Origin of the sequence: Flavobacterium sp. FlaQc-52 (assembly GCF_044007495.1) — a bacterium.
Lineage (GTDB): Bacteria > Bacteroidota > Bacteroidia > Flavobacteriales > Flavobacteriaceae > Flavobacterium > Flavobacterium cupriresistens.
Map to the genome: position 1 here is coordinate 148,572 of NZ_JBIPCV010000007.1, position 26,294 is coordinate 174,865.

Below are 26,294 nucleotides of genomic sequence, written 5' to 3' on the forward strand. Positions count from 1 at the left end.
TCTATTTTCCAGATCATTTTCTTTTTTTTTTTTTTTACCTCATTCTTTAACTACTGCTAAAAAAATAATGGATTAGTTTCTTAATACTTCGCAAGCTTTTTTCTCAACACAAACTTTAACGGATATAAAAACGCCAATCTTTGTAAACTGCACGTGATGCAAAAAATCTAATTTTCAAAAAAAAACACACATTTACCATCCTCATTTACAGTTATGTGCCATATAAAAATCCCTTCTAGTAGCTACACATAAAATACTTTAATCAAAAATATCAGTAACCAAATAATAAAAATTACGGACTTTTGATATCTAATTTACGGTCTTTTCAGTGAAGCCCCTAAAACATTAAGAATCAAACAAATAAGCATGTTAATTTTAACTAAAAAAAATTGATTCTTTTGTAAAACATCCAAAACACTGAATTTTTATCTTAGAAAAAACTTACAAAATGCGCAGTACGTTCAATCCATATTGTGTTTTATGAACTATTCTATTTCCTGCAAGGCCTTTTTCTTGACCTTGTTAGGTGTAAAGCATAAATTAGGATACCTGCAAGGTCAAAAAAAGACCTTGTAGGAAAACCTCGATAGTAAAAAATCAACATCTTAATAATCAAAATCAGGTTAGTAGGTGTTTTTTAATACGAAGCTTTAGCCAAAACTTTATTCACAAGTTTTTTTCTTAAAGCTTCCTGACTCAAACGCAAATAGCCGCTGGTTAAAACCAACGGCTATTCAAATTTTGATTATTTTTTATTGACGGGTTTACAAAATAATTTCGTCCTGATCCAATTCCTGCAAGACCGTATCATCTTCATTATTCTGAAGTATCGAAAAGTGCAACAAAGCAGATAAATCCCGAATGTTTAAAGTTTCGTAAAGATTAGCGATCGAAAATACCGTATTATAGGTCTTATTTATTTTATTGATTAAAACAACGGCTTGTAAACTGTTGCCTCCTAATTCGAAGAAATTATCTTCGGTTCCTATAATTGGCGCATCAATTTTCAGCACCTCAGCCCAAATCGTGACCAAGGTTTTTTCTATGTCATTTTTCGGCGCTACATAAGGAACGGTTTTTAAATCCGATACCTCAGGGTTTGGTAATGCTTTTCGTTCTATTTTTCCGGTTCTCGTTAATGGAAATTCTTCCATGGTTATATAGATCGTCGGAATCATATATTTAGGTAATATTTCTCCTAAAAGCATTTTAATTTTTGTTACTTCTAAAGCTTCGGTTACCTTTATATAGGCCGTTATGTGGTTATTTCCATTTAATTCTTTAAGTAAAACCACGGCCTCTTTTATCCACTCAATTTGTTCTAATTGGTATTCTATTTCAGACAGCTCTATTCGAAATCCGTTGATTTTTACCTGAGAATCTTTGCGTTGCAAAAACTCAATTTCACCCGTAGGGAGCATCTTTCCGATATCGCCTGATTTATAAATTCTTCCTTCTCCTGTAGCGGGATCTGTTGTAAAAACCTGCGCAGTTAATTCCTCTCTGTTTAGGTAGCCCAATGAAAGGAAGTCGCTTTTGAAAACAATTTCTCCTGTTTGATAAACCCCTCTTCGCTGGTTGTTTTCACCCAATAAAAAGAGCTCCGTTTCCTCAACCGATCTGCCCAGAGGCACATTGCTTCTCGTCAACTGTGAGGCGTGTTTTAAGAATTTTTGCGCCACAATTGTAGATTCCGTCGGCCCATAATCGTTTACTAAAAAAGCACCTTCAAGGAAATGTTTTTTAAATAAATCCAAATCGGGCTTATGACATGATTCTCCTCCCAAATCTATTAATCGCACTGTTGGTAGGACTTTGTCCTCTTCCAGTCCTTTTAAAAAATTCCTGTAGATCGTGGGTACCATATGTATAATTGTGATATTCTGCGCAAATAACCAGTCTGAAAGCGGGTCAAGACCATTTTCAACAATATCGTAAATGCTCACGGTAGCACCGTTTAAAATCGCACCATAAATATCTTTTACCGAGGCATCAAAAGTATAAGTAGAGAAAACACTTAGGTTGTCTTTTATGGCAATGCGAACATTATTGGTATATACTCTGATAAAATGAAGTACATTTCTTTGCTTTTGTAAAACTCCTTTTGGCATTCCCGTAGAACCGGAAGTGTACAAAACATAAGCCTCCGCTGAAGGACTTATACTGTTATTTGGATTTGAAATTTCGGGAAGAGTATAGTTTTCAGATATCGTTATAATAGCTAGCTGTGGTACTTCCTGCTCCAACTGTCGGGCTTTTTCTACAGTGGTTGCATTACAGACCAAAAGCGTACAACCTGAGTCTTCAATAAGGTACTGAATTCTACTCAAAGGACTGTTCGCATCTATAGGCACATAGGCATAACCAGCTTTTAGCACTCCCAACATTCCTATTACGCAGGTTTCATTATGGTTTAAAAGCAAGGCTACTCGTCGTGTCTGCGGATTGGCTTTTTTATTGATTTCTAATGCCAAATAATTGGCGCAATTATTCAGCGTTTTGTAAGTAAGTACTGTTTGATTCGCAAATACAGCGGAATGATCGGGAAATTTGGCTACCTGTTTTTCAAATCGCTGTGTGATACTTTGTTCAATTTCACTTGCTTCAAAATAATCAAAATCATTGGTCGGTTTTGAATCGTCTTCCTCAAAAATATAGTCTTCAAATATTTGTATGTCCTGTACTGCTTTTTTGCCATCGACCACTACCTGATCTATGATTGACAAATAGGCGTCTATCCAATACGTTATGGTTTCTTTTTTAAAGAGTTCCTGATCGTATACGCAGTTGATACTGTATCCGTTTGTAAAACTTTTTATGTAACATTCCATATCAAACTTTGGAGTTGCTTCCAGTAGTTCGTGATTTGGCCTAAAATCGGCTATCCTTTCCAACGATTTTGCATCAAAATCAACCATATTCAAAAACACAGGACTTAGCGGAAAACCATTGTCATTTTTGGGGGCATCTATGAGTTCCAATAACTGTTCAAAAGGATAGTTCTGATGTGCCAGAGCGTTTATTAAAGTTTCATTAACGCGTTGCAACCAGGTTTCAAAAGACTCCTTCTCATTTATTTTATCCCGCAACATAAGCGTATTTATAAAACACCCCACTACCTCTTTTAATTGGTAATGATTTCGGTTAGCCACAGGAATCCCCAGTGTAATATCTTCTTCGGAAGTGAGTCTGAACAACAGGATCTTTAGCGTAGCCACAAAAATTGCGAAAACACTCGTCTTTTTTTCTCCCGATAGTTTTTCTATTTTTTTCTTCTGTTCTTCTGAAATGTAAACGGTATAAGAAGAAGAGGTTCCATAGTTCGTTTTTACTTTTGCCGTGTAGTCTGTTGGCAATTGCAAATACGATAATTGTCCGGCAAACTGTTCTTTCCAGTATTTTTCGGAAACACTAACATCCGACGACCGCAATACCTTATTTTGCCAGTGGGCATATTCTTTATATTGTATAGCCAATTCAGGAAGTTCAGTAGGTTTGCCGAGAATAGTGGCTGTATAAATATCCATTAAATCTCTCGATATAATTCCCATAGACCAGCCGTCACTTATACTATGATGGATGTTAAAATACAAACGGTGAGCCGGGCCTTCTTTCAAAATAGCCACTTTAAACAAAACATCTGCTTCAAGATCAAACTCCTGTTCGAATACCTCTTTTTTAGCATCCGATTCCGATTCGAAGCATGGGATTTCTACTGATAAATGGGATCGGATTTTTTGTTTTGGAATTCCGGCCTCTTCTACAAATACACTTCTTAAAATCTCATGACGTTCTAAAAGAAGATCAAACGCGGTTTTAAAAGCGGTTAGATCAAAGTTATCCGGTAACTGCAGCGTACTGTATATATTAAACTCTCTTGACTTTCCTTTGATTTTATAAAGCAACCAATAGCGCATTTGCGATGGCGATAATTCATAGTATTCCTGAGAAGGTAATTTATCAATCTCATATACGTCTGGAGCTAAATCATTTAAAAGAGCGGCATGGCTTCTCAGACTGGTATTGGCATAAAGCGTTTTTAGCGGAATCGCTATTTTGAATGTCTTTTGATATTCGCTTACTAATTTTGTTAGCAGCAAACTATGTCCTCCAAGTTCAAAAAAATCGTCGGTGCTACCTATGATTTGGTGCCCCAAAAGTTCTTGCCAGATAACGGCAATTTTTGTTTCAGTTTCGCTAACCGGTGCCACGTATTCTTTTTTCAGAACATCGGCTTCGGTGATTGCAGGTAGCTTGGCCAGATCTATTTTACCGTTTGCATTTAAGGGCACTGTTTCTAATGCAATATAATACGCCGGCACCATATAATCGGCTAACTGTTCTTTTAAATAGGCTCTAAGTGCTTTTCTGTCAATAGGCACCGTTGCGGTATAATACGCTATAATGGTCTGTTCATTGTTGATTTCTTTGGCCAGAACCAGGGCAGTAGAAATTGCAGGTTCATAGCTTCTGATCACATGTTCTATTTCTGCCAATTCAACCCTGTTGCCTCGTATTTTTACCTGATTGTCTTTTCTCTCTATAAATTCAAGATTTCCATCAGGTAACCATCGGGCTAAATCTCCGGTTTTGTATAATTTTTCTGTTGCTGCAAATGGGTTTTGAATAAATTTTTCAGCCGTAAGTTCCGGTTGATGCAAATACCCTTTTGAAAGTCCGATTCCTGAAATACACAATTCTCCAATAACTCCAATTGGTTGTAATTTTAAATTTTCAGACAATATGTAAACCTTTGTATTTGCGATAGGTTTTCCGATCGATACTTTCTCTTTTGTGCTTTCTTTACAATCGTAATAGGTTGTTACGACCGTGTTTTCTGTTGGTCCGTAATTATTATATACTTGTAAAGAAGTACCCACTGCATAATTTAAACTCTCTCCTCCTGTAAGTATCGTAGTCGATAGAGCCAAACTGTTATCTGCCATGATATCCTGACATATTTTTGAAGGCAAATACGCATGAGTAATCTCGTTTTCTTTCAAAAAAGAAGTCAACAATTTGGTTTGCAGACGTACTTCTTCGTTTTCAATAGGGTAAAGTGTGGCACCTGATAGCAAATACGGATAGATTTCCCAAACCGATGCATCAAAGGCAACCCCGGAAAACAAAGTTCCTCTGCTGGATGCTGTAACGTTATAGACTTCTTTGTGCCAAAAACACAAATTAACCAATCCCTGATGTGCAATCATAACGCCTTTTGGTTTTCCGGTAGATCCGGAAGTATAGATTACATAGGCTAGATCAGTACTTTCAGTTTTTACATCGGGTTGAACGGCGGACAATTGTTTTTCATTATAAAAAACATCCAAAAAAGCATTGTCTATCACTACTTTGCCCGCAACATCATCTATAATATCTTTAATTCTGTTCTCGGGATAATTCTTGTCTATAGGCACATATGCAGCACCAGTTTTTAGTATGGCCAACAAGGAAACCACCAAGTGTTCGTTTCTTTCTAATAAAACTGCTACCAGATCATGCGGAACAATTTGATAGTTCTCAATCAGGTAATTCGCCAATTTATTCGATCTTTTATCCAGTTCGGCATAACTCAAAGACTGATTTTCTGATTGGACAGCGATATGGTGTGGCGTTTTTTCTACTTGCTCTAAAAACAAATGGATTATGGTTTTCTCCGTATCAAAAGCGATATCAGTATCGTTGAATACCTGTAGTAAAGTTTCTTTTTCATTTTCGGAAACCAAATCTATTTCCCCTACTACCATTTCAGGGCTCTTTATCACCTGAACAAACAAGTTCTCCAAATGTTGGGACAATCCTTTGATGAAATTTTCTGTATAAAGGTCTGTATTGTAAAGTATTTCTAAAGTAAGCTCCTCTTTTTCTGTAAAAGTAAATACGAGATCAAAAGGGGCAATTGCTCTGTTAATTTCGAACTCTTCGATCGTTACTGTAGAAGAAGCGGAGTGCTTAAAGTTGGCTAATTGCTGTTGATTTTGCAGCACTACCATCACATCAAACAAAGGTGATCTTGTGGTGTCTCTTGCTATTTTTAGTTCTTCTACCAAGGCATCAAATGGAAAATTCTGATGCTCATAAGCTTCCAAAAGCAGTTTTCCTTCTCTTTGAAGTAAGGTCGAAAATCCTTCATTCTGATTTACTGAATTTCGTATGGCCAGCGTATTGGTAAACAACCCTATTTGATCTTCTAAATCAGGATGTTCGCGCCCCGCTATTGGCGTTCCGATGATAATGTCGTCTTGATTGCTATATCGGGATAATACTGCTTTTATACCCGTCATTAACACTGTAAATAGCGTTACCTGATAGTTTTTGGAAAGGTTTTTTAGCTCGGTAAGTACTTCTGGTTTTAAAACATGATACAACTGACTTCCTCCATACGTTTTTACTGCGGGACGGTTCGCATAAACCGGTAATTGAAGTACCGGAACGGTGTCTTCAAATTGTTTAAGCCAATACGATCGGGCGGTCTGATAGCTTTCTTTTTTCTGTTCTTCCAACAACCAAACGGCATAATCTTTAAATTGAACAGCTTCCTGAGACCACTTGATTGCCTCTCCGGTATGCAAAGCATCATAACAGGCTAAAACCTGTGCGGTCAATACTTCCAATGACCATCCATCACTTATCAGGTGATGCATTGATAAATAAAACACAAAATTATCCGGTGTAGTTTTCAATAACGAAGCGCTGAATAAAGGAGTTTTCGTCAGATCATAGGAGTTTTTACTTTTTCCTTCAATATAATGCTTTACCTCATCGTATGGCGATTGCTGATGAGAAAAATCTTTAGTGTCTATGGCAAAATGAAATTCTTCTTTGGGCAGAATGTATTGATTTACCGCTCCGTTTTGATCTTTCTTAAAAAAAGTCCTCAGAATTTCGTGATGTGCCACTACTTGATTAAAGGCTTCAATAAATTTAGCTTGGTTGACAGCTCCTTTTAGCACCACCGCTCCTGAAATCTCATAGGCATCATTCCCGCCGTCGAGTTGACTTAACAACCACAGTCGGTTTTGTGAGTGCGTCAATGGATAGGATTCTGAAAAAGCAGCCAAAGGAATTGGCAAATATTCTTTATTTTTTAATACTTTTTTTAACTCAGAGAGGGTTGGATTGGTATAAAACATTTTATATGGAACACTCTTCTCAAGTTTTTTGTAGATGGCATTAATAATTTGCGAAATCATTAAACTATGGCCTCCCATTTCAAAAAAATGATCGTTCATACCAATAGGCGCTACTCCTAAGGCTTGTTCCCAAATCTCGACTAGTGTTTTTTCAAGAACATCAGCCGCAGCTACATATTCTCTTTTTACGATTGCCGTTTCCGTAATTTCTGAAAGCGCTTTTTTATCTACTTTACCATTTGGAGTCAACGGAATTGCCTCTAGTTTAATAAAATAAGCAGGAATCATATATCCTGGGAGGAGTTTTTCTAAATGTCCCCTTAAAACTGTTTTATCGATAAACTCGTTTTCTACATAATAGCCTACTAAAACATCTTCTCCTTTACGCTCTTTGACCGCCACAACGGCTTGCAGTATGTTTTCTGAAAAAGAAGAAATGGCGTTCTCAATTTCACCAAGTTCAATACGATACCCTCTGAGTTTTATTTGATGGTCTTTTCTTCCCAAGAAAATCAGATTCCCGTCAGGGCCCCATTTTGCCAAATCACCGGTATCGTACATTTTATTTCCTTCCTCAAAAGGATTTTCTATAAATTTTGCCGAAGTTAGTTCGGGTTGATTGAGGTAGCCTTTTGTCACACCGTCTCCCGAAAGATATAATTTTCCAACAATACCAGCCGGTACCAGTTGTAAAGCTTCATCTAAAATATAAGCTTGTGTATTGCTAATGGGTTTACCAATAGGAATGGTCGTGTAGTTTTTTTCTGAAGATAACTTGTAACAAGTGCTATAAGTAGTATCTTCTGAAGGGCCGTATAAGTTTCTTATTTCGGCATTCGTTAGTAACAATTTTTTTGCAATATCTACCGGAAAAGGTTCTCCTGCAAGATTTATTACACTCACGTTTTTAAGGCTAAAACCTTCCTCCAAAACCTTTCGAATACTTGAAGGTACTGTATTTAATAAAATCTTCTGATCCTTGGCCAATTCTGCGCCAATCTCTAAAGCATTATTTAGTATTTTGATTTTTTTTCCAACAGAAAGTGTGTAAAACATCTCATAAACGGAAAGATCAAAACAATGTGATGTGGCGGCATACACTACATCAAAACTATCTGTGTCAAACTCTCTTTGTGCCCAATCAATTAAGGCTACAGCATTTTGATGCGTGATCATCACGCCTTTAGGGTTTCCGGTAGTTCCCGAAGTGTATATAATGTACGCCAGCTCAGCTGATTTTCTGTTCGCAGACTGATTTTCTTTGGAGTAGTTGTTCTTTTTCTCCTCAAAATCTTTATAAAGAACAGCATCAACAACGAGCTTGCAATTACTGTCTTTTTCAATGAAGGCAATTCTTTCCTCCGGATAATTGACATCTATGGGTACATAAGTAGCTCCCGCCTTTAGAACCGCTAATAGAGTTATCAGTAGTTTTTCGTTTCTCTCCATTTTAACCCCGACAAAATCGCCTGCTGCAATAGCATACTCTTTAATCAGCCAATCCGAAACCTGATTGGCCTGCTCATTAAGCGACTCATAGGTAAGTACGGTTTCTTTACAAACAACGGCAATATGCTGTGGTGTTTTCTGTACTTGTTTTTCTACTATTTCGGCTAATGACAGAGTCGTATCATAGTTCCTTTTTGTCGCATTAAAAGTATGCAACAGCAATTCTTTTTCTTCATTCAAAACTAAAGGCAGCTTAGAAATTGAAGTCGTAATATTGTCTTCTAGTCCTGCTAATAGATTTTTAAAATTTGCTAAAAAATGTCCGGCGAGAGCACTTTCCACAAATTTATCCGAATGATGTAATGCCATTCTAAAATCTTTGTTTTCCAGTTTTTCGATTTGAAAGGACCAGCCGCAGCACAATACTTGCTGTTCTTTTTCTGCTCCGTAATTAAACTGAAAGGGAATAGCATTTACATTCGATGTTGTGGCAATACTATGCTCTTCGTAATAGTTTGTATGCTTATAAACGTCCTGAACTTCTTCTTTTGCTTCCTGTATAAATTCTTTTACCGTCTTTTGAGCTATGGCTTGAAATACATAAAATGACACTGCATTTTCAGCATTCAAAAACATATTCGAGGACACAAAATTAGACTCTTCAAAATACCTTTGAAGCAACATATTATAAAGGGCGATTAACACCGTAAATTCTACAATAGTATTTTCAGCCGTTAATTTATAGAAGTAAGAAAGTTCAGAAGCCGAAACGGTACTAAAATCTGTTGAAGAGTTTTCCGGAAAATTTTCTTTAGAATAAGTAAGTTTACTGATTTTTTTATTCCAATAGTCTTTACCAATTTTGTGGTTAATGTGATCCATTTTAGTGTAATTCTTTTATACCATTAGTTTATTTGACAAGGAGTTAACTAGGCTAATCACTGTTGTCTTTTGTTACCAAGAAGCTATATAACAAATGATCTGAAGCCTGTAATCTACTTTTATGTTCTTGCAATTCAGGTCACAACGCAGATCGCATAATTGACCCTAAGCGAAAATAAAAGCTACACTCCACTAAAAATTACGGACTTTCGGTATAAAAATTACGGGCAGTTATCCGCAACAGAAAAACAATTATTGAAGGGATTCACAAACACCTAAACTTTGATCAGTTTTCCTAAGCGAAGCTTTCAAATCTACGCACATTCTTTGCGGTCAAACGATTTTTAAGCTGGATATCTTTTTTCATAAACTCCAAAAATAAAAAAAGGTACAGTCAAATATTTTGCTGTACCTTTTACTTATCCTTACGATTATTCTTATTTTTTTGTTTTCAGTACTCGTTCCTACCGAAAATCATATTGACAAAACACGGGAGATTTTTTAATAATCCCAATTGTATTCACTAACCATTAATTCCGGTTTTTTATTGGAATATTTTATGGCTATTGAATCTCCTTCTTTTTTATTTAATTTTTTCCCCATTCCATCAGATTCCTCATATACTTTTCCATTGACAACGTATTTAATCCTCACTGCTTTTCCTTTATACAAAGACATTTTAGTAATTATTCCTTTCGAAGTGGTATAATCCTCTTTAACATATTGAATTTCATCCGTTTTTTCATCAATAAGATAGATACAAAGCCATACAAAAAAAGCTATAATACCAAGTAATACACCTGCTAATTTAAAGTACTCTTTGGTGGTTGGCTTGGTTGGCGTTTTTTTATCATTAGTATAAGTATCCATTTTGTCTTTTATTTTCATCCTAAAAGTTTAATAAAACAAAGGATTCCCAATAAAGAAATACCCAAAGACCTTAATTAAAAAACTTTTTCTCTTATTCTTTTATTTGTTTGGGTCTGTTAATACTTGGAAAAGATTCCAAATACTCTACCTCAATTTTATTACCGATTTTATAGCCTCTCTTTTTGGAATCTCCGTTATATAATTTCCCATTCGCAGAAAACGCATATGAATAGGTAAACATCTGAGTTATGACTCCCTTACCTTGAATGTTTTTTTCATTAATAATTGTTGCCTCTTTTACGACAGCATACTTATCCAATAAAGAATTATAAACGGGCCATTTAAATATACTAAAGCACAAGTAAAGAATTGGACTTAATGCAATTAGTAAATACATCCTCTTTTTTAGTTTTACTAAAAAACTGTTCTTTTTCTTATTATTCATTTGTTTTGTCTTTTGCATCATTAACAGTTTTTAATGTAGCGGCCTTTGCCGTATTTTCTAAAGTTTTTGCTGTTTGTTCTATTAGTTTTGTTGAAAACTTCTTAACCTTATTATTTACATCACGAGTTACTCGTCCGCCGCTTGCTCTTATAACTTTTTTAATTGTTTTAGCGATTGTACCTTTATTGATATCAGCTTTTGAAAGCAATTTAACTCCTTTCGTTCCTACCCCTTTAGCAAGACCATTTACAGTGGCATCAATAGCTATATTTTTAATAATATTTCTAGGGTTCTTATCCACTTTTGCTTCAAAGCCACCTTTATCATTTGTTTTAATTTCGACAACATTATTAACCACTAAAACAGCACTTTTAACCGCTATTTTCTTTATTACACTTCCACCTGACGTAAGTCCACCCTCAACGGCAGAAAGCGCTATGGAAGATAAATTTATGTTTTTAGTAAATGCATCCATCCCTCTTTTACCCTGAGCATAATTTGAAGCAACTTGAATACCATAGTCAACAGCAGCTCCTAAAACGGCTCCTAATATAGGGTTTTCCCCATCAGGATCATTAAATTTTACTGGCGATTGATAACAATAAACATAAGAAGAAAGATTTTGAGGATTAAAAACGGTAGACGATTGATTCTCTTCATCTGCTTCAAAAAAGTCTTCTCTTAAAGTCAAGGGATCCACAGACAACCACATACTGGTTTTCATGTCCAGGTATCTGGCTCCGTAATAAGATAAGTTTGTTTCTCTGTCTAATTCCTTTCCATTAAATAAATAAGGAGAAGAAAATGACGAATTATGCTCCTCAAACAGTATTTCACCAAAAGCAACATATTCGACATGTTGACTTACACTACCGTTTTTAACAGTAATGTATGACGTACTTCCTAAATGATCGGGGTGAAAATAAAAAATATCATTTTCAGGCAAACCAATTCCGGTAAAACCTTGACCTGCTTTAACTGTTGTTGGTTCAATTGGCGGACCAAACTGTACGGGTGGTCCCGGTACATCACCCGGTGCGTTGAAAATTGGATTTCTCGGCCAGCCTTCCGGTGGTTCCTGATTTTCCTCTACTGGTTTAAGAACTTCACTTGGATATGGGTCACCGGTAAATTCAGGTGTTCCATAAATCCCATGTTGTGTTGGTGGCCCGGGAGGCACGCCTAAACTTTTTACATAAGCATCCAAAGCTTTTTGCTGTTCAGCAGTTCGCTTCGTATAGTTTATACCTCCGGCTGTTATACCTAATGGTTGTGCAAACGCACCATTACCCAGCTTACTTACTATACGTCGCATACTCTCATAATAATGCTTCGTAAATTTCCCTTTGCTGATTACGAAATAAGGGCTTACATAACCCGTGTAATCATCCGAATGAACTATCGTTGCAGCAGTTTGACCATTAATGGCTATGTTTTGACTGTCACCACTACTCTTTATTACACGCTCTCCATTTGAATCATAAGTATATTGATGTATTCGTCCGTTATCATTAATTCCCATCAAATGATTTTCTTCATCCCATGTCATTTTTCTGAAACTCTGAGATTCAGAATAACTCGTTGGGTTTCCGTTACCATCATAAACATATTCTCTTGGTTCAGTCTTTCCTGCTTCTACAATTTTATTAGGAGCGTTAGGATGAAGTTCATTATCATAATTATAATCTAAAACATAACCTTTTTGCTCATTGTTTACAATATGTACCAAATCTTTTTTGGTAATATTATGCATTTTATTATAGCTCATATTCAGCTCATACTGTGCTTTAACAAATTCTCCCTGATAGGTTGCTTTCGCTGATTTTAGCCTGTAAAATCCATCATATTGATATTCGTGCAAAGCTGTACCTCCAAGAGTATTGTTTACAATAGGCGCAACATTTTTTATGCTTAATACATTACCCTCTAAATCATAACTATACGAATTATCAAACACTTGTCGCGAACCACTTTTGACCTGTAACTGCTGTAATCTGCGCATGGACGAATCGTAAGTATAGTTCGTTTCTGTATTATTTCCATATTTTAAGTACTTACGCTGTTCAAATTCATCGTACGACAATTGTTTTATATAATCATATACATGACTTTCTTTTTTACCTTGCATACTTTGCAGGTTTCCAGCACGATTATAGGTGTAATCAACTACTTCTCCATCCGGATAAGTCATTTTTTGCATACGATTCCAAGTATCATATTCAAACTGTGAAATATAGGTTTGTACATCTGTAGGAGTAATACGAAGCGTACGAATTTCTTTCTCGATTTCACCTAGTTTTCCGTAAAAAAACTCTTGTCCCCCACTTGCATCCTGAACAAACCATAACCTTCCTCTGCGGGATGCAGTTCCGTCAGCTTTACCGAAATTATACTGTACATTATTCTGTGGATTTTTAGGGTATTTTATACTTTCAAGTCGGTTAAAATTGTATTCATATTGTATCGCACCACCATTTGGAACTGTATTTTTAATATCCTGTGTAATTCGGGAAGTCATGTTTCCTGCCAAATCGTATTTTGTAGTTGTTGTTCCAGCGTCCGGATTTATATACTCAACGCGTCTCCCCAACCAATCATAGCTACTTTTAGTAACATGATCCATTGCATCAGTTACTTTTACAGTTTCACCCAACGCATTTGTCTCAAACTTAGTCAGCAAATCATTGTGCTGACTGGCAATATTTTCTCCCTTAGCATCGGTAAAGGTTTGAATAGTGTTATTTAAGGCATCCGTCTGTGTGGCACGTAAAACTGGCAAACCATCAATGTTATCTAAAGCAAAACTCGTTGTATTATAACTTCCATCCGTTAAGGTTTCTTTAACGGGACGTCCCATTTCATCATAGTCCGTTTTAGTCGGCATTATATTTGAAACCCCTGTACTAAAATTGTTATCTATTACACTCGTCGTTGTTGGATAAAAACTCGCTGTCGGACGTCCTAAACCATCGTAAATAATTTTACCTGATATAATTTGTGCTTCCTGATCAGGACTGCCGGATTGTGTAAATAAACTTGCTGTTTTTTTAACTTGCAAAGCCCGTCCTAACCCGTCTGTATAACTGTAAGTTTCAATATCTTTATCCAATTCAGGATCATAATTTCTTGTTTTAGAATATGGTACCTTTGCCTCCGGAAAATATTCGTAAAAAATCGTATACGGTTTTCCACTGGCAATTTCATAAGAGCCACGAACCAATTCCGTACGACCTTTGGCGTCAAGCTTATATTCTGTACTCTGATCATTACGATCAGTCGTTTTTAATAGATCTCCAAAACGATAATCATATTCCATTGTATTATGATATCCAAAAGCATCTTTTATTTCGGTTAGAAAACTATGATTTTCAGGATCATATGTATAATCGAGTGTCATACGTTGCCCTTTGTGGTTTTCTGGCCCCGTTATTTTCTGAAGATTCCCATATGCATCGTAGATAAAATCAGTAATTGCGATCTTATCCGCTGCGCTGTAATTTCTAATTTGGGTAACGTCAGCTGTTGTCGCTTTTATTTCTGTTACTCTTTTACGACGTAATCCTTCAATAGTATATACTTCTAATTGTTTTGCAATTCCACTGTAATAAGGTGTCGTACTCTCATGATAAGTAATTTTAGCGGTAACCTTATCATCTGCACTACCATTCCCTAAATCTTCATATTGCGTAATGTTTCCTTTAGCATCATAAGTATTAAAAAGGTTAGTTTCCAGATACTCACTTCCTCCTTCATACGATTTTTGATTGGTATGTATCAATCCAACAAAAATACGTTTGGCATCACACACCGGTAAATTCAAGTCAGAAACCGAAACACTTGCCTGTGTAGCCACATCTATAAAACTATATTCGTTTTCTGATTCCTGACGTGTTTTATTATTTTTGTCAATCTTAGCACTATATCTTAGAAGATTCTTTCTGAAATAATCCTGATTGTAAAATTCTTCAATAAAAGTTGAAAAAACTGAATTATCGGCAGCATCAATTTGCTCCTGAATTATTTTTCCGAAACCATAAAATTCTCTTTCACGACGATCAAAATAACCATTTTCATATCTGAACTTAGTAATCGAATGATCAATACCATCACCAATATGTCCGTCAAAAATATCAACGGATTGCAAAACCCATTTAGACGCAGGATTTTCATATGTTGGCTTTAATAACTCATATTCGACCACATAGCTGTTTCCGGCTGCGTTGGTAACGCTTTTTAATTTGTTGGTTCTTTTTATGTTTGAAAGACGTACAATTAAATTATTCTGATCTTTTGACACGATGTAATCTATGTTGCCATCCCCGTCGACATCAGAAAATGAAGCTTCGGAACGAGATGTACTGGCTCCAAAACTACCACCAATACTTGGTGTTAATTTCATAACAATAATTGGTGGAACCAACGGAATATCATAAGAAACACCAATACTGGCTCCGTAACTAACGGATTTATTTCTTGACATCGCCGAATATTTTGGATAAGTAATAGGGGCACCAAAATAATTACCCATATTCAATTCAACCAAAACATCATTGTCACGATATGTAATTTTATCTGCTAATCCGTCTGAGTTTACATCCATAAAGGTATTTGTCCCGTCAGAAACAGAACTTCCGTAATTCAAACCACCGGAGAAAGAACCATTATAGATGCTATATCCTAAATTGGCACTAAAATCCTTTGACTTCCCTTTATTGATAAAATTAAGATTCGTCCAATTTTCTTCGGGTAAAAAGCCATATCCGGTGTTTAAAGACACCCTTCCGTCAGCTATGATTTTATCTGCCAGTCCATCACCGTTTACGTCTGAAAATACCTGCTCAGAATGGTCTTCTCCTTTTCCTATATTTCCACCTAAGGAAACGGATTTACCTCCTTTTTCGGCATCTCCGGAGGCTCCTGTTTGCATGTAATTTTTTGTAACGGCCGCTTTGCTGACACTTAACTGTAGTGAATTTGCAGGTGAACCATGACTATAACTACCGGACAAACTGCCTCCCTGAGCTGTATTTTCGGAGTGGCTAAAATCACCTATCGCAGCTTTATTACCAGTAAGTCCTCCTGTAGGCGAGGTAAACTGCACCTGACCGTCCCTGATATAATCGGGGAAACCATCACCGTTAAAATCACTCATGGTCTGCACCACATAAGAATCTCCTTTAGAAGTACTCAAACCTCCTCCAACAGGTCCTGCACTGGCACCGGCAGCAAAACTTTTACTTTTGCTTTCGGTAATCATATCAAATGCTGCGGTCGCTCCTCCTGCTAAATTGTTTGGAGGCAACGAAAAATCGACATATTCCGCTATATCGTCTTCTCCTAAACGGGAACTTCCAATAAATTCATTTTGAATAAAAGATGCTTTTTCTGCACCAAATACTATATTTTCGGAATAAATCTGGGTAGACTGCGTGAAATAATCTTTGAAACTTTCAAAGCCCGGAGGCATCGCATCCGGATTCAGATTGTTTAAATCCGGAAAATTGTTTGGGTCTACACTATTGGTCTGCGGTTTTAATCTCGTTTGGTCAATTGTAGTACCGGCAAGATTTCCATTTACAATAAAACTTCCCCAATTTCGGTACAATAATCCTAAAGTAATGGCTTCCGATGGCAGGTTACTGTAAATTGAAAACTCAGTTGTAGTGTCATTCCAAACCACAGGTAGTAATGGATCTGTGATCGCATCAACTATATTATAAGCAATTTGCAGCGCATTATTTTTAGGATAAGCTCTGACAATATCTGTTAAAGTTGGATCACTTACATAGAATTCCAATTCAATTGGAAGGTCTTTTTTAGCCTCTGCATAGGTATAGGTACCATCAAAAACGGAAGTCGTTTCTACCAATGTTCCATTGACCACATTAAACGTCTTTCTAGCCACTAAATTAGTGCCCTGTTTGGCAGAAATTACTAGTCTACCATTGTATCTTGAAGCGGCAGGACCTGCAATTAACTGGTAATCTGCCGGATTTACAGATAGATTTAGTTTACCGTTAATAGTAGGTTTCTTTCCTGTTATAATATAGTTTCCATCTATTTTATTATAAAACGAATGCGAGATCTCTACCTTTTTAATATTGTCTTCCGGTCTTGTTCCTGCTACTCCCGGAATCGTAACGGTTGGATCAACCACCAATGCTTTCAAATCAATATTCGTAACCGTCTCAATCCTCATTCGCACAAAAGCATTGTCTTCAGCAATAGCAAAACTAAGTGTCGCTAAATCTAAAGTAACAATTTCTGAAGCTAAAAATCTCTTTTCGTACAACACCGTTTCGTTTACCGAACCTACTACCGTTTTAACCACTTTTAAAGTAACGTGATCTGATGTCAGCGGTTTTTTAAATTGCCCTGAAAAACGAATCAATCCGGCTTTTGGAACTATTATCGGATTGGATGAACTTACAAAAAAGTCTTTCGAAGCCTGATAGGTTTTTAAAGACAATAAATTTGCATCTGTAACAGTAGTAACATCAATCAATTTATTTCTTAAAATCCCACTCTCATTATAATAATCGATTGCTTTAGTGTATTCTATTTTTGGATCCCAAACCACTTTATCATAGTTACCATCCTTTATAGAACTTACTCTGAAATACAAGCGTTCTCCTTTTTGAACGGACAAAGTTGTAGCCGGTTTTATTTTTAATCCATAATCATCAGCACCAATAACCTGATCCCATATCAAATTGTTGTTTTTTTGAAAATACAAATGCACACCATCTGCTTTCCCTTGTCCGTCACGCGTTTTATACTGTTGACGTTCTACGGAAAGATCTTCTAGCAAGGCAAAACTTTGGGTCACAGTAATTTCTCCCGTTGCCGGAGCCTGCCATACTCTTACCACATCATGCAAAGGATTTTTATCTAATAATTCCTGTAATTCCTGAGTACGATCCGGAGTCGTTATAATTAGATTTCCATCACCCGAAACAGGCGAAGGAGTTCCTGAACTATTGGGTAGAAAATGAGGTACACCATTGATAATACGGTTGTAATATACTTTCCCGCCATCTGCAAAATCTACCAGTCCATCCCCGTTAAAGTCCATAAAGTAACTTTGGGTTTTATTGGTCGAGCGTTGTTCGTCATAACCGACATTTACAGAAGCCGATCCAAAACCTACGGTCGCGTCAACTCCCCAACTGAATGTTTTTGATTTCGTAAAACCTAAATTCCCCAGATTCTCAATACGAATCGCTTCTCCAAAGGCATTTTGCCCTGAACCGTATAAGTTTTTGCGATAATAAACATCATTACCAATCTTAAAAATTTTATCCGGAAATGAATCTCCGTCTAAATCTTGTAAAACGACAGAAACGTCTGATGATCCCCAGCTATTTCCTCCGTGTGGTCCTATCGTATTCGATTTAAAAGTCCCTAAAGTAGGAAGTCCTATACCTATTCTGTAATTGATTCCGGTTGAAGTTCCATTGGTACTTCCAGCTAAAGTATGATTGCTTTCAAAGTCTTTAATTCCTGTGAATCCCTGCTTGATATTATCACTTGGAACACTCCATACCTGCTCGGGTCCAAAAGGATTGTATTTGCCTGAAGTCTCTCTTACATCATCAAAATAATCCAGCGTATTCGTGTAGAATAATTTCGATTCTGAATCGTATTCTGCAACCGATTTCAGTAAGGTTTTCTTAAAAGCTCCTTCTTTATAATTCAGTTCATAACTGCGAATCATTTGGTTTTTATAGCGAACTTCTATCTTTCGCAACAACTGATTGTTCGTTTGTTTAAAACCAAGTCTGGCCGAAACCTGAACATCGGGTCTGTTGACTTCTCCTAAATCGCTATTTTTAATGAAAGAGACACTGTAATTTCCTTTCTCTGATCCAAAACCGGTGTAATAGACATTTTTAAGATACAGCTCTCCGTCTTTCTTATCGTACTCATAACTTACCGAGTTTCCTTTTAAATCGACTTGGAAACAAAGTGCCCAATGACCAATATTTCCCGAAGCATCCTGCAATACTGCATTTGTTGCCAGACCAAATGCATTACCACCATAATAACTGGCAACACCGCTTTTGTCTCTTACCACCCAATAATAATCTTTAGTTGAAGCTCCTTTTCTGATAATCTGCTGGAAAGCGCCTTCTCTTCTTGGATAAAACTGTTTGTCTGCTGTTCTGCCTACCCAAGTTGCTCTATGTGAATTAGGGATTAACTGTTCGCCCGCAATCGCATAACTTTCTGTTTCGTTTTGAGCATCATAACGTGGTGCTCCCCAACGGGTTTCTATACTTACTGCAGGAGCCGAAACATCCCAACCCGTTCCTGCCCAACTGTGCCCACCATCACTATCATACTGCAAATTAAACGAAGGCTGCATACCCCCTCTTCCACTTGGTAAAACAATACTAAAACCAGTACTCATCGTTCCTCTTCCGTTTGCTGAAGGTGGTGCGATCGATTGGATTCCAACCAACGGACTTGCTGCTTTTAAATCTTTTATACTTGTTGGTGTATACCCTGAAGTTTCAGGAGATTCGGGCATTTTTATAATTCCGGCAATAAAATCCGTGAAATGTGTTGTTTTCGCAGTGATAATTCCTCTTTTAATGTCTAACGAATCTTTGCTTACTTCTTGCCAAAGACGTTTGTTTTCATCAAAATAAAAGACATTGATATCTTTCTCTGTATAACCTTCCGGAATTGCTTTTTTATCAAATGGAAGTGATAAACGTACCGCTTTTTCGAAAAGAGTTCCGTGTGGTAATAATCTAAATCCGGCATTTGCTCCCGTAACGTTAACCATTGCGGAGTTTAAAGGCGCAATATCAATTTTACGCAAGCCTCTTACCGACACCTGAACATCTGATTTTAATGCTCCTAATGGAAAAACTGCAAAAAAATCTTTATACGAAAGGGTATTAGCCGTTTTAAAATCGATGGTCTTAGAAAAACTTTCTTTAGCATTTTCAAGCGGTCTGAAAGTATCTGCTTTTAAGAAATCATTGATTTTTAATTTTTCAGTGCTACCAACTCCTGTTGTGGTTTCTTTATAAACCGTAACATATTGATCCGAATTTAAATCTTTTCGATCCAAAATCAATTCAAACTCCGGCTGATTGACATTAACAGCAATACCATCAATACTCAATTTGCTAATATGCGAAGGAAAATTAGTCCCTTTGATATACAATTTATCATCCGATTTTAATAAAGTATACTTACTTGAAAGTTTTAATGGACGATATACAATTTGTACGTTTTTAACTTTATAATTATTCGAAGTTCCTTCGGGAGCGGTGAACAATATTACGTTATCTCCCTGTCTCAAAGATTTTTCTGAAAGCAATTCTGATTGTAAACTCCAACTCGTATTCTTAGACAAAAATTGTCCCCCGATACTCGCCTGATTATTTAAACTTCTCGAGATCGAAGCCGACTGATCGTAACCGTATAATTCATACTCCAAATAAGCATTTTCATAAACAGTAGGCATCTCGTTTATCGCAAGATGAAAAACATTATCGTAGGCATCATCCGTATCCGATTCGTCTTTTACCCCAATAAAACCTTCTTTTATATCGGCATCAAATACTTTTATTTTATTAACTGCTTTTGGAGCCGTATCAATTGAATCTGTTACTGGAGCTTTACTTTCGTTTTCGTTTTCAAAAAGATCTTGTGCAAACGAAGAAACTACAGGATAGTTCTTAAAATTCACTGCAAACAAAAAGGAGCTTACTAAAAGGACAAGAATTATAATTTTATTTTTCATATAGTAATCGACTGGGAGCAATCGTTTATTTTATTTATTCGTATAAAATATTTAAATTTTAAGCGGTCAGATTATCGCACAATAACTTTAAAAGTCTTTGTTCCGAAATCTGAATTAACGGTAACGAGATACATTCCTGATGAGGCTTTAATCACATCATCGTAAATGTAATTTTCAATCTGAGAAAACTGCTTTTGTTGTACCAAAGTACCCGTTGGACTATAAATACTAACCGTGACATTTGTTTTTGTGGCAAACTGCATGGCAATAGTAAAATGACCGTCAACAGTAGGATTTGGATATAAAATCAATACACTTGAGTCTGTATTTTCTTTTCCATCTGTCGCAATTGCAATTTTACTTGACGTTTTACATTCCTGCTCATTAGACAATCTTAGCTCATAATTACCCGGCTGATCTACGAGTATTTTAGGATTATTATCGATAAAATTACCCTCGTAATACCATTCATATTCATAATTCCCGGTTGGTAAACCAAGACTTGCGTCCAGCGTTAAAGCGTTTCCGTTTGTTAATTGATATTCTGGTTTTAAGTTGGGAACTGTACCTTGTTTGTCTGCCACAAAAACAGTTTCCGAATATAAATTTCCTTTGGCGTCTCTTACGATATAATCATAATTCCCCGAAGAAAGTTTAACTCCGTTGCTGCTTTTTGCTGTTTGGCTCCATTGTTTTAAAATGGTTTCAGTTCCTTGTTTTTTAACGGTTACTGTGAAGGGTCCTTCTCCGCCTTCAATCGTATAATTTAATTCTCCTGAAGCATTTACACCACAATTTGCCTGCGTAATCCAAACACGACTGAACATTTGAGGCGCTACTTTCAAAGTAAATTTAACACTGCCTGATTTTTGCTGATCCCAGTTAAAATCTTTTAGTACCAATTTTTCTTTACTCGATGTGCTTCCTAATTTAATGTACTCGGAATTATTCTCCTCATAAGTTCCTTTTCCCGACTTATCTACCAACAACCAGTAATAAGTGTCTTTAGGTAAAGTCCCTTTGATGAATTTTGGATCAAAAGTCCAATCGAGGTTTAGATCTGAAGTACCTGTGAAATCTAGTTGCCATTGTCTGTCAACACCTACCGGCTCTCCTTGTTCTTGCTTTTTTACAAAAAGATTTTTTGCATTATCACTCCAAAAAACAAAATAATCATTTGGGATTTTGTTCGTTTTACTTTTAAGTTCCATCGTCAATAAACCTTCTTCGGCCATATTACTGCTTTTTAGCTGCAGCAATCCACTAACATCGTCTCGTCCTACTGCCGTAATCGAAGACTGAAATCCTTTGTGTTTATCGTTGTCCCAAATGGTCATCCCCGAACTGCTGAGATAATTTTTGATTTCAAACTGTGACAATGAAATACCGTATTTAACCGCGAGATAACTGGCTACTTTCTGAGTTTCAACACCTGATAAAACACGGTTATAAACCAAAATTTCGCTTATGTTTCCGTTGAATTCTTCGGGTGGTAATTTTTCAAACTTAGATTTTAAACCAATAGTCAGCGAAGAAGGTTTCGCAACAGTGTCGGTTATGTTTTGCTGGAAAAAATGAATATTCGCCTTTTGAAGTTTGACTTTTTCATTGTACGACCTGTAACTGTATTTTTTCAAATCAACAAGGCGTTTATTTGTTGCAACAGAAACCGTTTTTTTAGTATCATTTATCGTCCATAAAAGTTGTTCTTTCAAACTGTCTTTTACTTTATAAACCATAAATACGGTTTGCTTTTTTTTGCTGTTAACGCCCAAAGGCAGGACTAAAGAATCCTGAGCGGTATCAAAAATAATACTGGGGTTAAAATTAAAAGCCGTTCCTTTTTGCGTATTTGTTGGAACTTTTGCTTCTGTTTTAGTAAGGCTTTCCCAATAGTAAGCGTCGTTATTGGCTCTTGATTTTATCCAAAAAAAAGGTTCCTGAACATTGCCGGGTACGCTTTTTTGTTGTGCAAAAACCAAACTACCTGTCGTTGTGGACAGCAGCATTAGCAGTAAAAAAATCTTCTTATTCATATCTCCTGATTTTCAAGATGATCGTTTATTAAAAATTACCCAGGTCATCAAAATCAAATGAATATCCAATAATCAATGAAATACTGTTCATTTTATTTTTGTTTTCACTGTAACGATGGCCATTTTCTTCGGTAGTTAAAGCATCCGTAAGTCCTAAAGTATAACGGGCACCAACAGACAAATTCGAACTGAATTCGTATCCTGCAGACAACATTCCGTAAAAATAATTCTTACCGGTAAGCGACTCTTTCAGTACTTTCTGTACATTGGCGTCCGGCTCAAAATAAACACCTGAATTACCAAACACTTGTTGAGCGTTAGAAGTATATTTAATATTGTTGCTGTCCAAATTAAAACCTACATAAGGTCCGACACCAACATAAAAACCTTCAATCGGATAATATTTAAAAGACGCTCCAACGTTTATATAACTGTATCCAAAAGTCATTTTGTATTGAAGTCCCTTATTATCTTTATAATTTAAATCTGTCCCCTGCATGGAATAAGAAACTTCGGTCTGAATAGCTACATTGGCATACGGGTATTTCCAATTGATTACAAATCCCGTTGTTGCACCAAACTTTCCTTCTTCCTCTAGCGAATATCCCTGATAAATTCCTTTGGGTACTATCACATCAGGAAGATTAGACATTTTAGAATAAATTCCACCTGCAAAAAAGCCATACGTAATCTCTCTGTCGCCTTGTGCAAACAAAGATTTTGTGCTTACTAAAAGAAGAAGCAAAATAATTTTTTTCATTTTTTTAATTGAAATTACCATTGATGAAAACTATAACCTAAAGAGAAACAAAAGACACTGCTCTTGTTTTGATTTTCGATAAACTGAAAAGAGGAAGCATTACTGTTTACTACATCTTTTACACCTAAATAATAGCGCATATCAAAATGTATACTTTTATGCAATTCATACCCAACCGCAAAACACAGTGAAAAGTCATCCGCTCCGTTAAGACCGTCCTGGTAAAACTGTCTTGTCGCAACATCGTACATTCCTCCGGCTTCATTCGAAGTATAAGTAACATTATTAGGAGATAAACTAATGCCGTAAAAAGCACCAAAACCCAGATTTAATCCTTCGTAAGGATAAACTTTATACAAAGCACCAATTTCTAAATAAGAATAATTGAGTCCTAATTCAAATTCTTTTCCTACCGCATCGCGATAAGAAACTTTCTCACCGGATTGTCTGAACAGAATTTCCGGTTGTATGGCAACGCGGGTATCATGAAGTTTGAAATTTAAGAAAAAGCCACCTTCTAAACCGTAAGTGCCTTTACTTTGCATAACGCTGTTGTCAAATGTATTGTCTCTGCCTTTTATGCTTTCGGGCAGATTACTGATTTTAGAATGTAGTGCGCCAAATTTCAAACCGTAGGTTATATTGGACTCATTTTGACTGTAAAGGGCTGTAGTAAAAAAACAAAAAAAAATTGATACGTATTGTATTACTTTCATGCAAAAAATTTTTGCGAATATATGTATTAATAATAGAATACCCGATCAAAATAATCGACAAACAACAAATTAATCTGTCAAAAGGAGTCTTTTTCCCGTCAAACAACCAAAAACTGGTACAATAGAGATCCGTAAATAAAAGGCTAGAAAAGATAACGTAATAAAAAACTTTCAAAAAAAATACCGTAGAAAATTTTTACATTTAACAGTATTAAGAGCGTGCAAATTTTCAATACAGCAGACCCGTAAAATAGTTTCCTTAAATATACTCATTTTAGAAGATTTTACATTATTAGACGCATTCAATCAGAACACTTAGACCTGCAAAACATTATTAGCGTTGATGATCCAAAATAATCAGAATTAAATAAGTAACTTAGTTATTTAGTAACTTTTTAGAATCAAATAATAAACTTAACTCACAGCGATGGTATATGATGGAAAAAACGGAGAGTACTTTGAACTACAAAAAATCGATAGTCACAACAGCAATTTTTTAAAAAACACAAAAACACAAACCCTGCTTCTTATTTGGTTTACTTCTGATCAAAACAAACTTACAATAGATGGAATACCTTATACTTTTGAAAAAAATGAAATCGTCTTTCTAACGGAATTTCATAAACTTGAATACGAAAACATCAAGACTATTAATTTACTGAAATTCAACAAATCGTTCTATTGCGTTTTAGATCATGACAGTGAAATTGGCTGTAAAGGAATCTTATATTATGGAGCAGCGGCAAAATTACCCATCATAAAAATTAATGAAGTACCGTTAGAAATAATGCAAACGGCATGGAAAATGGCTACTTTGGAATTTGAAATGAAAGACAGTCTTCAGCTCGAGATGTTGCAAATGATGCTTAAACGAATATTGATTACCTGCACCAGGGTTTACAAAATGCAATCCCTGAGCAGCATTACGGGTACAGAACAAAATGATTTGATACGGAATTTCAATTTCCTGGTAGAGACTAATTTCAGAAGCAAACATACTGTTGCGGATTATGCTTCCCTTATTTACAAATCCCCGAAAACAATCTCCAATACGTTTAAGAAACTGGGAACAAAATCGCCTCTCAAATTCATTCAGGAACGCATCATGCTCGAAGCACGCCGTTTAATTTCTTATACGGATAAAGACATTTCTGAAATTGCCTATGAATTAGGGTTTAATGACATTCAGACCTTTAGTCGTTTTTTTAAAAAGAACGAAAAAATAGCCCCCATACAATATCGCAAAAAAAAATACGCTTTGAATTTGTTTAAAAATAATAAAACTATGATCGGACTAGGAATGGCGGCCATTGGCAGGCCTCACTATATCAATATTAAAAACAATTCCATTTCAGATGAGAATTTTGATTTGGCAGTTTTTAAAACGCAAGGAAAACATTTTTTAACCGAAGCTTACCAAGCCGGAATCAGGCATTTTGATACCGCACCCAGTTATGGAGTTGCAGAAGAAATACTATCAGAATGGATTACTGAATTCCAGCCAAAAGACATCATCATTTCAAGTAAATGGGGATACACTTATGTTGCCAATTTTGACAAAAATGCAATAGTACACGAAGTAAAAAGTCATACACTTGAAACGCTGGAAAGACAATCGAAAACTACTTTCGAAAGATTAAAAAACATTCAAATTTACCAAATTCACTCAGCCACATTAGAAAGCGGTGTTTTGGAAAACCAAGAAGTATTAGAAAAATTATACCAAATTAAAAAAGAGCGAAACATCGAAATTGGCCTTTCTACAAGTGGTGCAAATCAAAATGAAATCATTAAAAAAGCCCTTCAAATAAAATGCAATAACGAAGCACTATTTGATGTTTTTCAGGTTTCTTACAACCTCTTAGAGCAAAATCTTTTAAATTTAAAAGAAGAACTAAAGTTCAAAAAGGTAATTATAAAAGAAGCAATGGCTAATGGCCGTATCTTTTTAGACAAAAATGACGGGCTCCAAATTTTCCAAAACTTAGCAACTAAATATAATGTAGGTATTGATGCGATCGCCCTTCAATTTGTAATCGCTACACTCAATCCATACTCTGTACTTAGTGGTGTAACACATCTCGATCAACTGAACGAAAATCTTAAAGCAAACTCTTTTTCTTTAGAAGATCATGAAATCGAACTTCTAAAAACCGTAAAACAAACACCTGAAGACTATTGGGAAGATCGAAAAAAACTGAGTTGGCAATAAAGTTTGCTTTCCACAAAAACAAAGAGGG

General features: G+C 35.9%; 8 protein-coding genes. 1 reads left to right on the plus strand and 7 read right to left on the minus strand.

The features are described from left to right. Positions 1-764: 764 nt before the first annotated feature. The 7 genes from ACHRV5_RS13700 to ACHRV5_RS13730 all read right to left on the minus strand — a co-directional run bounded on the left by ACHRV5_RS13700 (position 765) and on the right by ACHRV5_RS13730 (position 24,054). The gene (locus ACHRV5_RS13700; RefSeq protein WP_395427127.1) at positions 765-9,464 is read right to left on the minus strand and encodes an amino acid adenylation domain-containing protein; all 8,700 of its coding nucleotides are present in this window, start codon (positions 9,462-9,464) and stop codon (positions 765-767) included. Between the two features lie 501 nt (positions 9,465-9,965). After that, positions 9,966-10,352, minus strand: coding sequence for a hypothetical protein (locus ACHRV5_RS13705; protein WP_395427128.1), 387 nt, complete (start codon positions 10,350-10,352; stop codon positions 9,966-9,968). A gap of 73 nt (positions 10,353-10,425) precedes the next feature. After that, complete coding sequence (locus ACHRV5_RS13710) at positions 10,426-10,779, minus strand: hypothetical protein (RefSeq protein WP_395427129.1); 354 nt, start codon at positions 10,777-10,779, stop codon at positions 10,426-10,428. Beyond that, the gene (locus ACHRV5_RS13715; protein ID WP_395427130.1) at positions 10,772-20,542 is read right to left on the minus strand and encodes a SpvB/TcaC N-terminal domain-containing protein; all 9,771 of its coding nucleotides are present in this window, start codon (positions 20,540-20,542) and stop codon (positions 10,772-10,774) included. The genes ACHRV5_RS13710 and ACHRV5_RS13715 overlap by 8 nt, the downstream gene beginning before the upstream one ends. Before the next feature lie 71 nt (positions 20,543-20,613). Then, positions 20,614-22,578, minus strand: coding sequence for a T9SS type A sorting domain-containing protein (locus ACHRV5_RS13720; protein WP_395427131.1), 1,965 nt, complete (start codon positions 22,576-22,578; stop codon positions 20,614-20,616). A gap of 28 nt (positions 22,579-22,606) precedes the next feature. Continuing rightward, positions 22,607-23,338 carry an outer membrane beta-barrel protein gene (locus tag ACHRV5_RS13725; protein ID WP_395427132.1) on the minus strand — a complete coding sequence of 244 codons (732 nt, stop codon included), beginning with the start codon at positions 23,336-23,338 and terminating at the stop codon, positions 22,607-22,609. A gap of 14 nt (positions 23,339-23,352) precedes the next feature. Beyond that, complete coding sequence (locus tag ACHRV5_RS13730) at positions 23,353-24,054, minus strand: outer membrane beta-barrel protein (RefSeq protein WP_047773459.1); 702 nt, start codon at positions 24,052-24,054, stop codon at positions 23,353-23,355. A 427-nt stretch (positions 24,055-24,481) separates the two neighbouring features. Here ACHRV5_RS13730 and ACHRV5_RS13735 point away from each other — a divergent pair, with 427 nt between their 5' ends. Then, entirely contained in the window at positions 24,482-26,266 is a 1,785-nt protein-coding gene (locus tag ACHRV5_RS13735) for an aldo/keto reductase (RefSeq protein ID WP_395427133.1), read from the plus strand. The last annotated feature ends 28 nt before the right edge of the window (positions 26,267-26,294 follow it).

Excerpts from the sequence above, each read along its gene's own strand:
- ACHRV5_RS13715 (WP_395427130.1), bottom strand. The coding sequence starts at position 20,542 with ATGAAAAATAAAATTATAATTCTTGTCCTTTTAGTAAGCTCCTTTTTG.
- ACHRV5_RS13700 (WP_395427127.1), bottom strand. The coding sequence starts at position 9,464 with ATGGATCACATTAACCACAAAATTGGTAAAGACTATTGGAATAAAAAA.
- ACHRV5_RS13720 (WP_395427131.1), bottom strand. The coding sequence starts at position 22,578 with ATGAATAAGAAGATTTTTTTACTGCTAATGCTGCTGTCCACAACGACA.
- ACHRV5_RS13730 (WP_047773459.1), bottom strand. The coding sequence starts at position 24,054 with ATGAAAGTAATACAATACGTATCAATTTTTTTTTGTTTTTTTACTACA.
- ACHRV5_RS13725 (WP_395427132.1), bottom strand. The coding sequence starts at position 23,338 with ATGAAAAAAATTATTTTGCTTCTTCTTTTAGTAAGCACAAAATCTTTG.
- ACHRV5_RS13735 (WP_395427133.1), top strand. The coding sequence starts at position 24,482 with ATGGTATATGATGGAAAAAACGGAGAGTACTTTGAACTACAAAAAATC.
- ACHRV5_RS13705 (WP_395427128.1), bottom strand. The coding sequence starts at position 10,352 with ATGAAAATAAAAGACAAAATGGATACTTATACTAATGATAAAAAAACG.
- ACHRV5_RS13710 (WP_395427129.1), bottom strand. The coding sequence starts at position 10,779 with ATGAATAATAAGAAAAAGAACAGTTTTTTAGTAAAACTAAAAAAGAGG.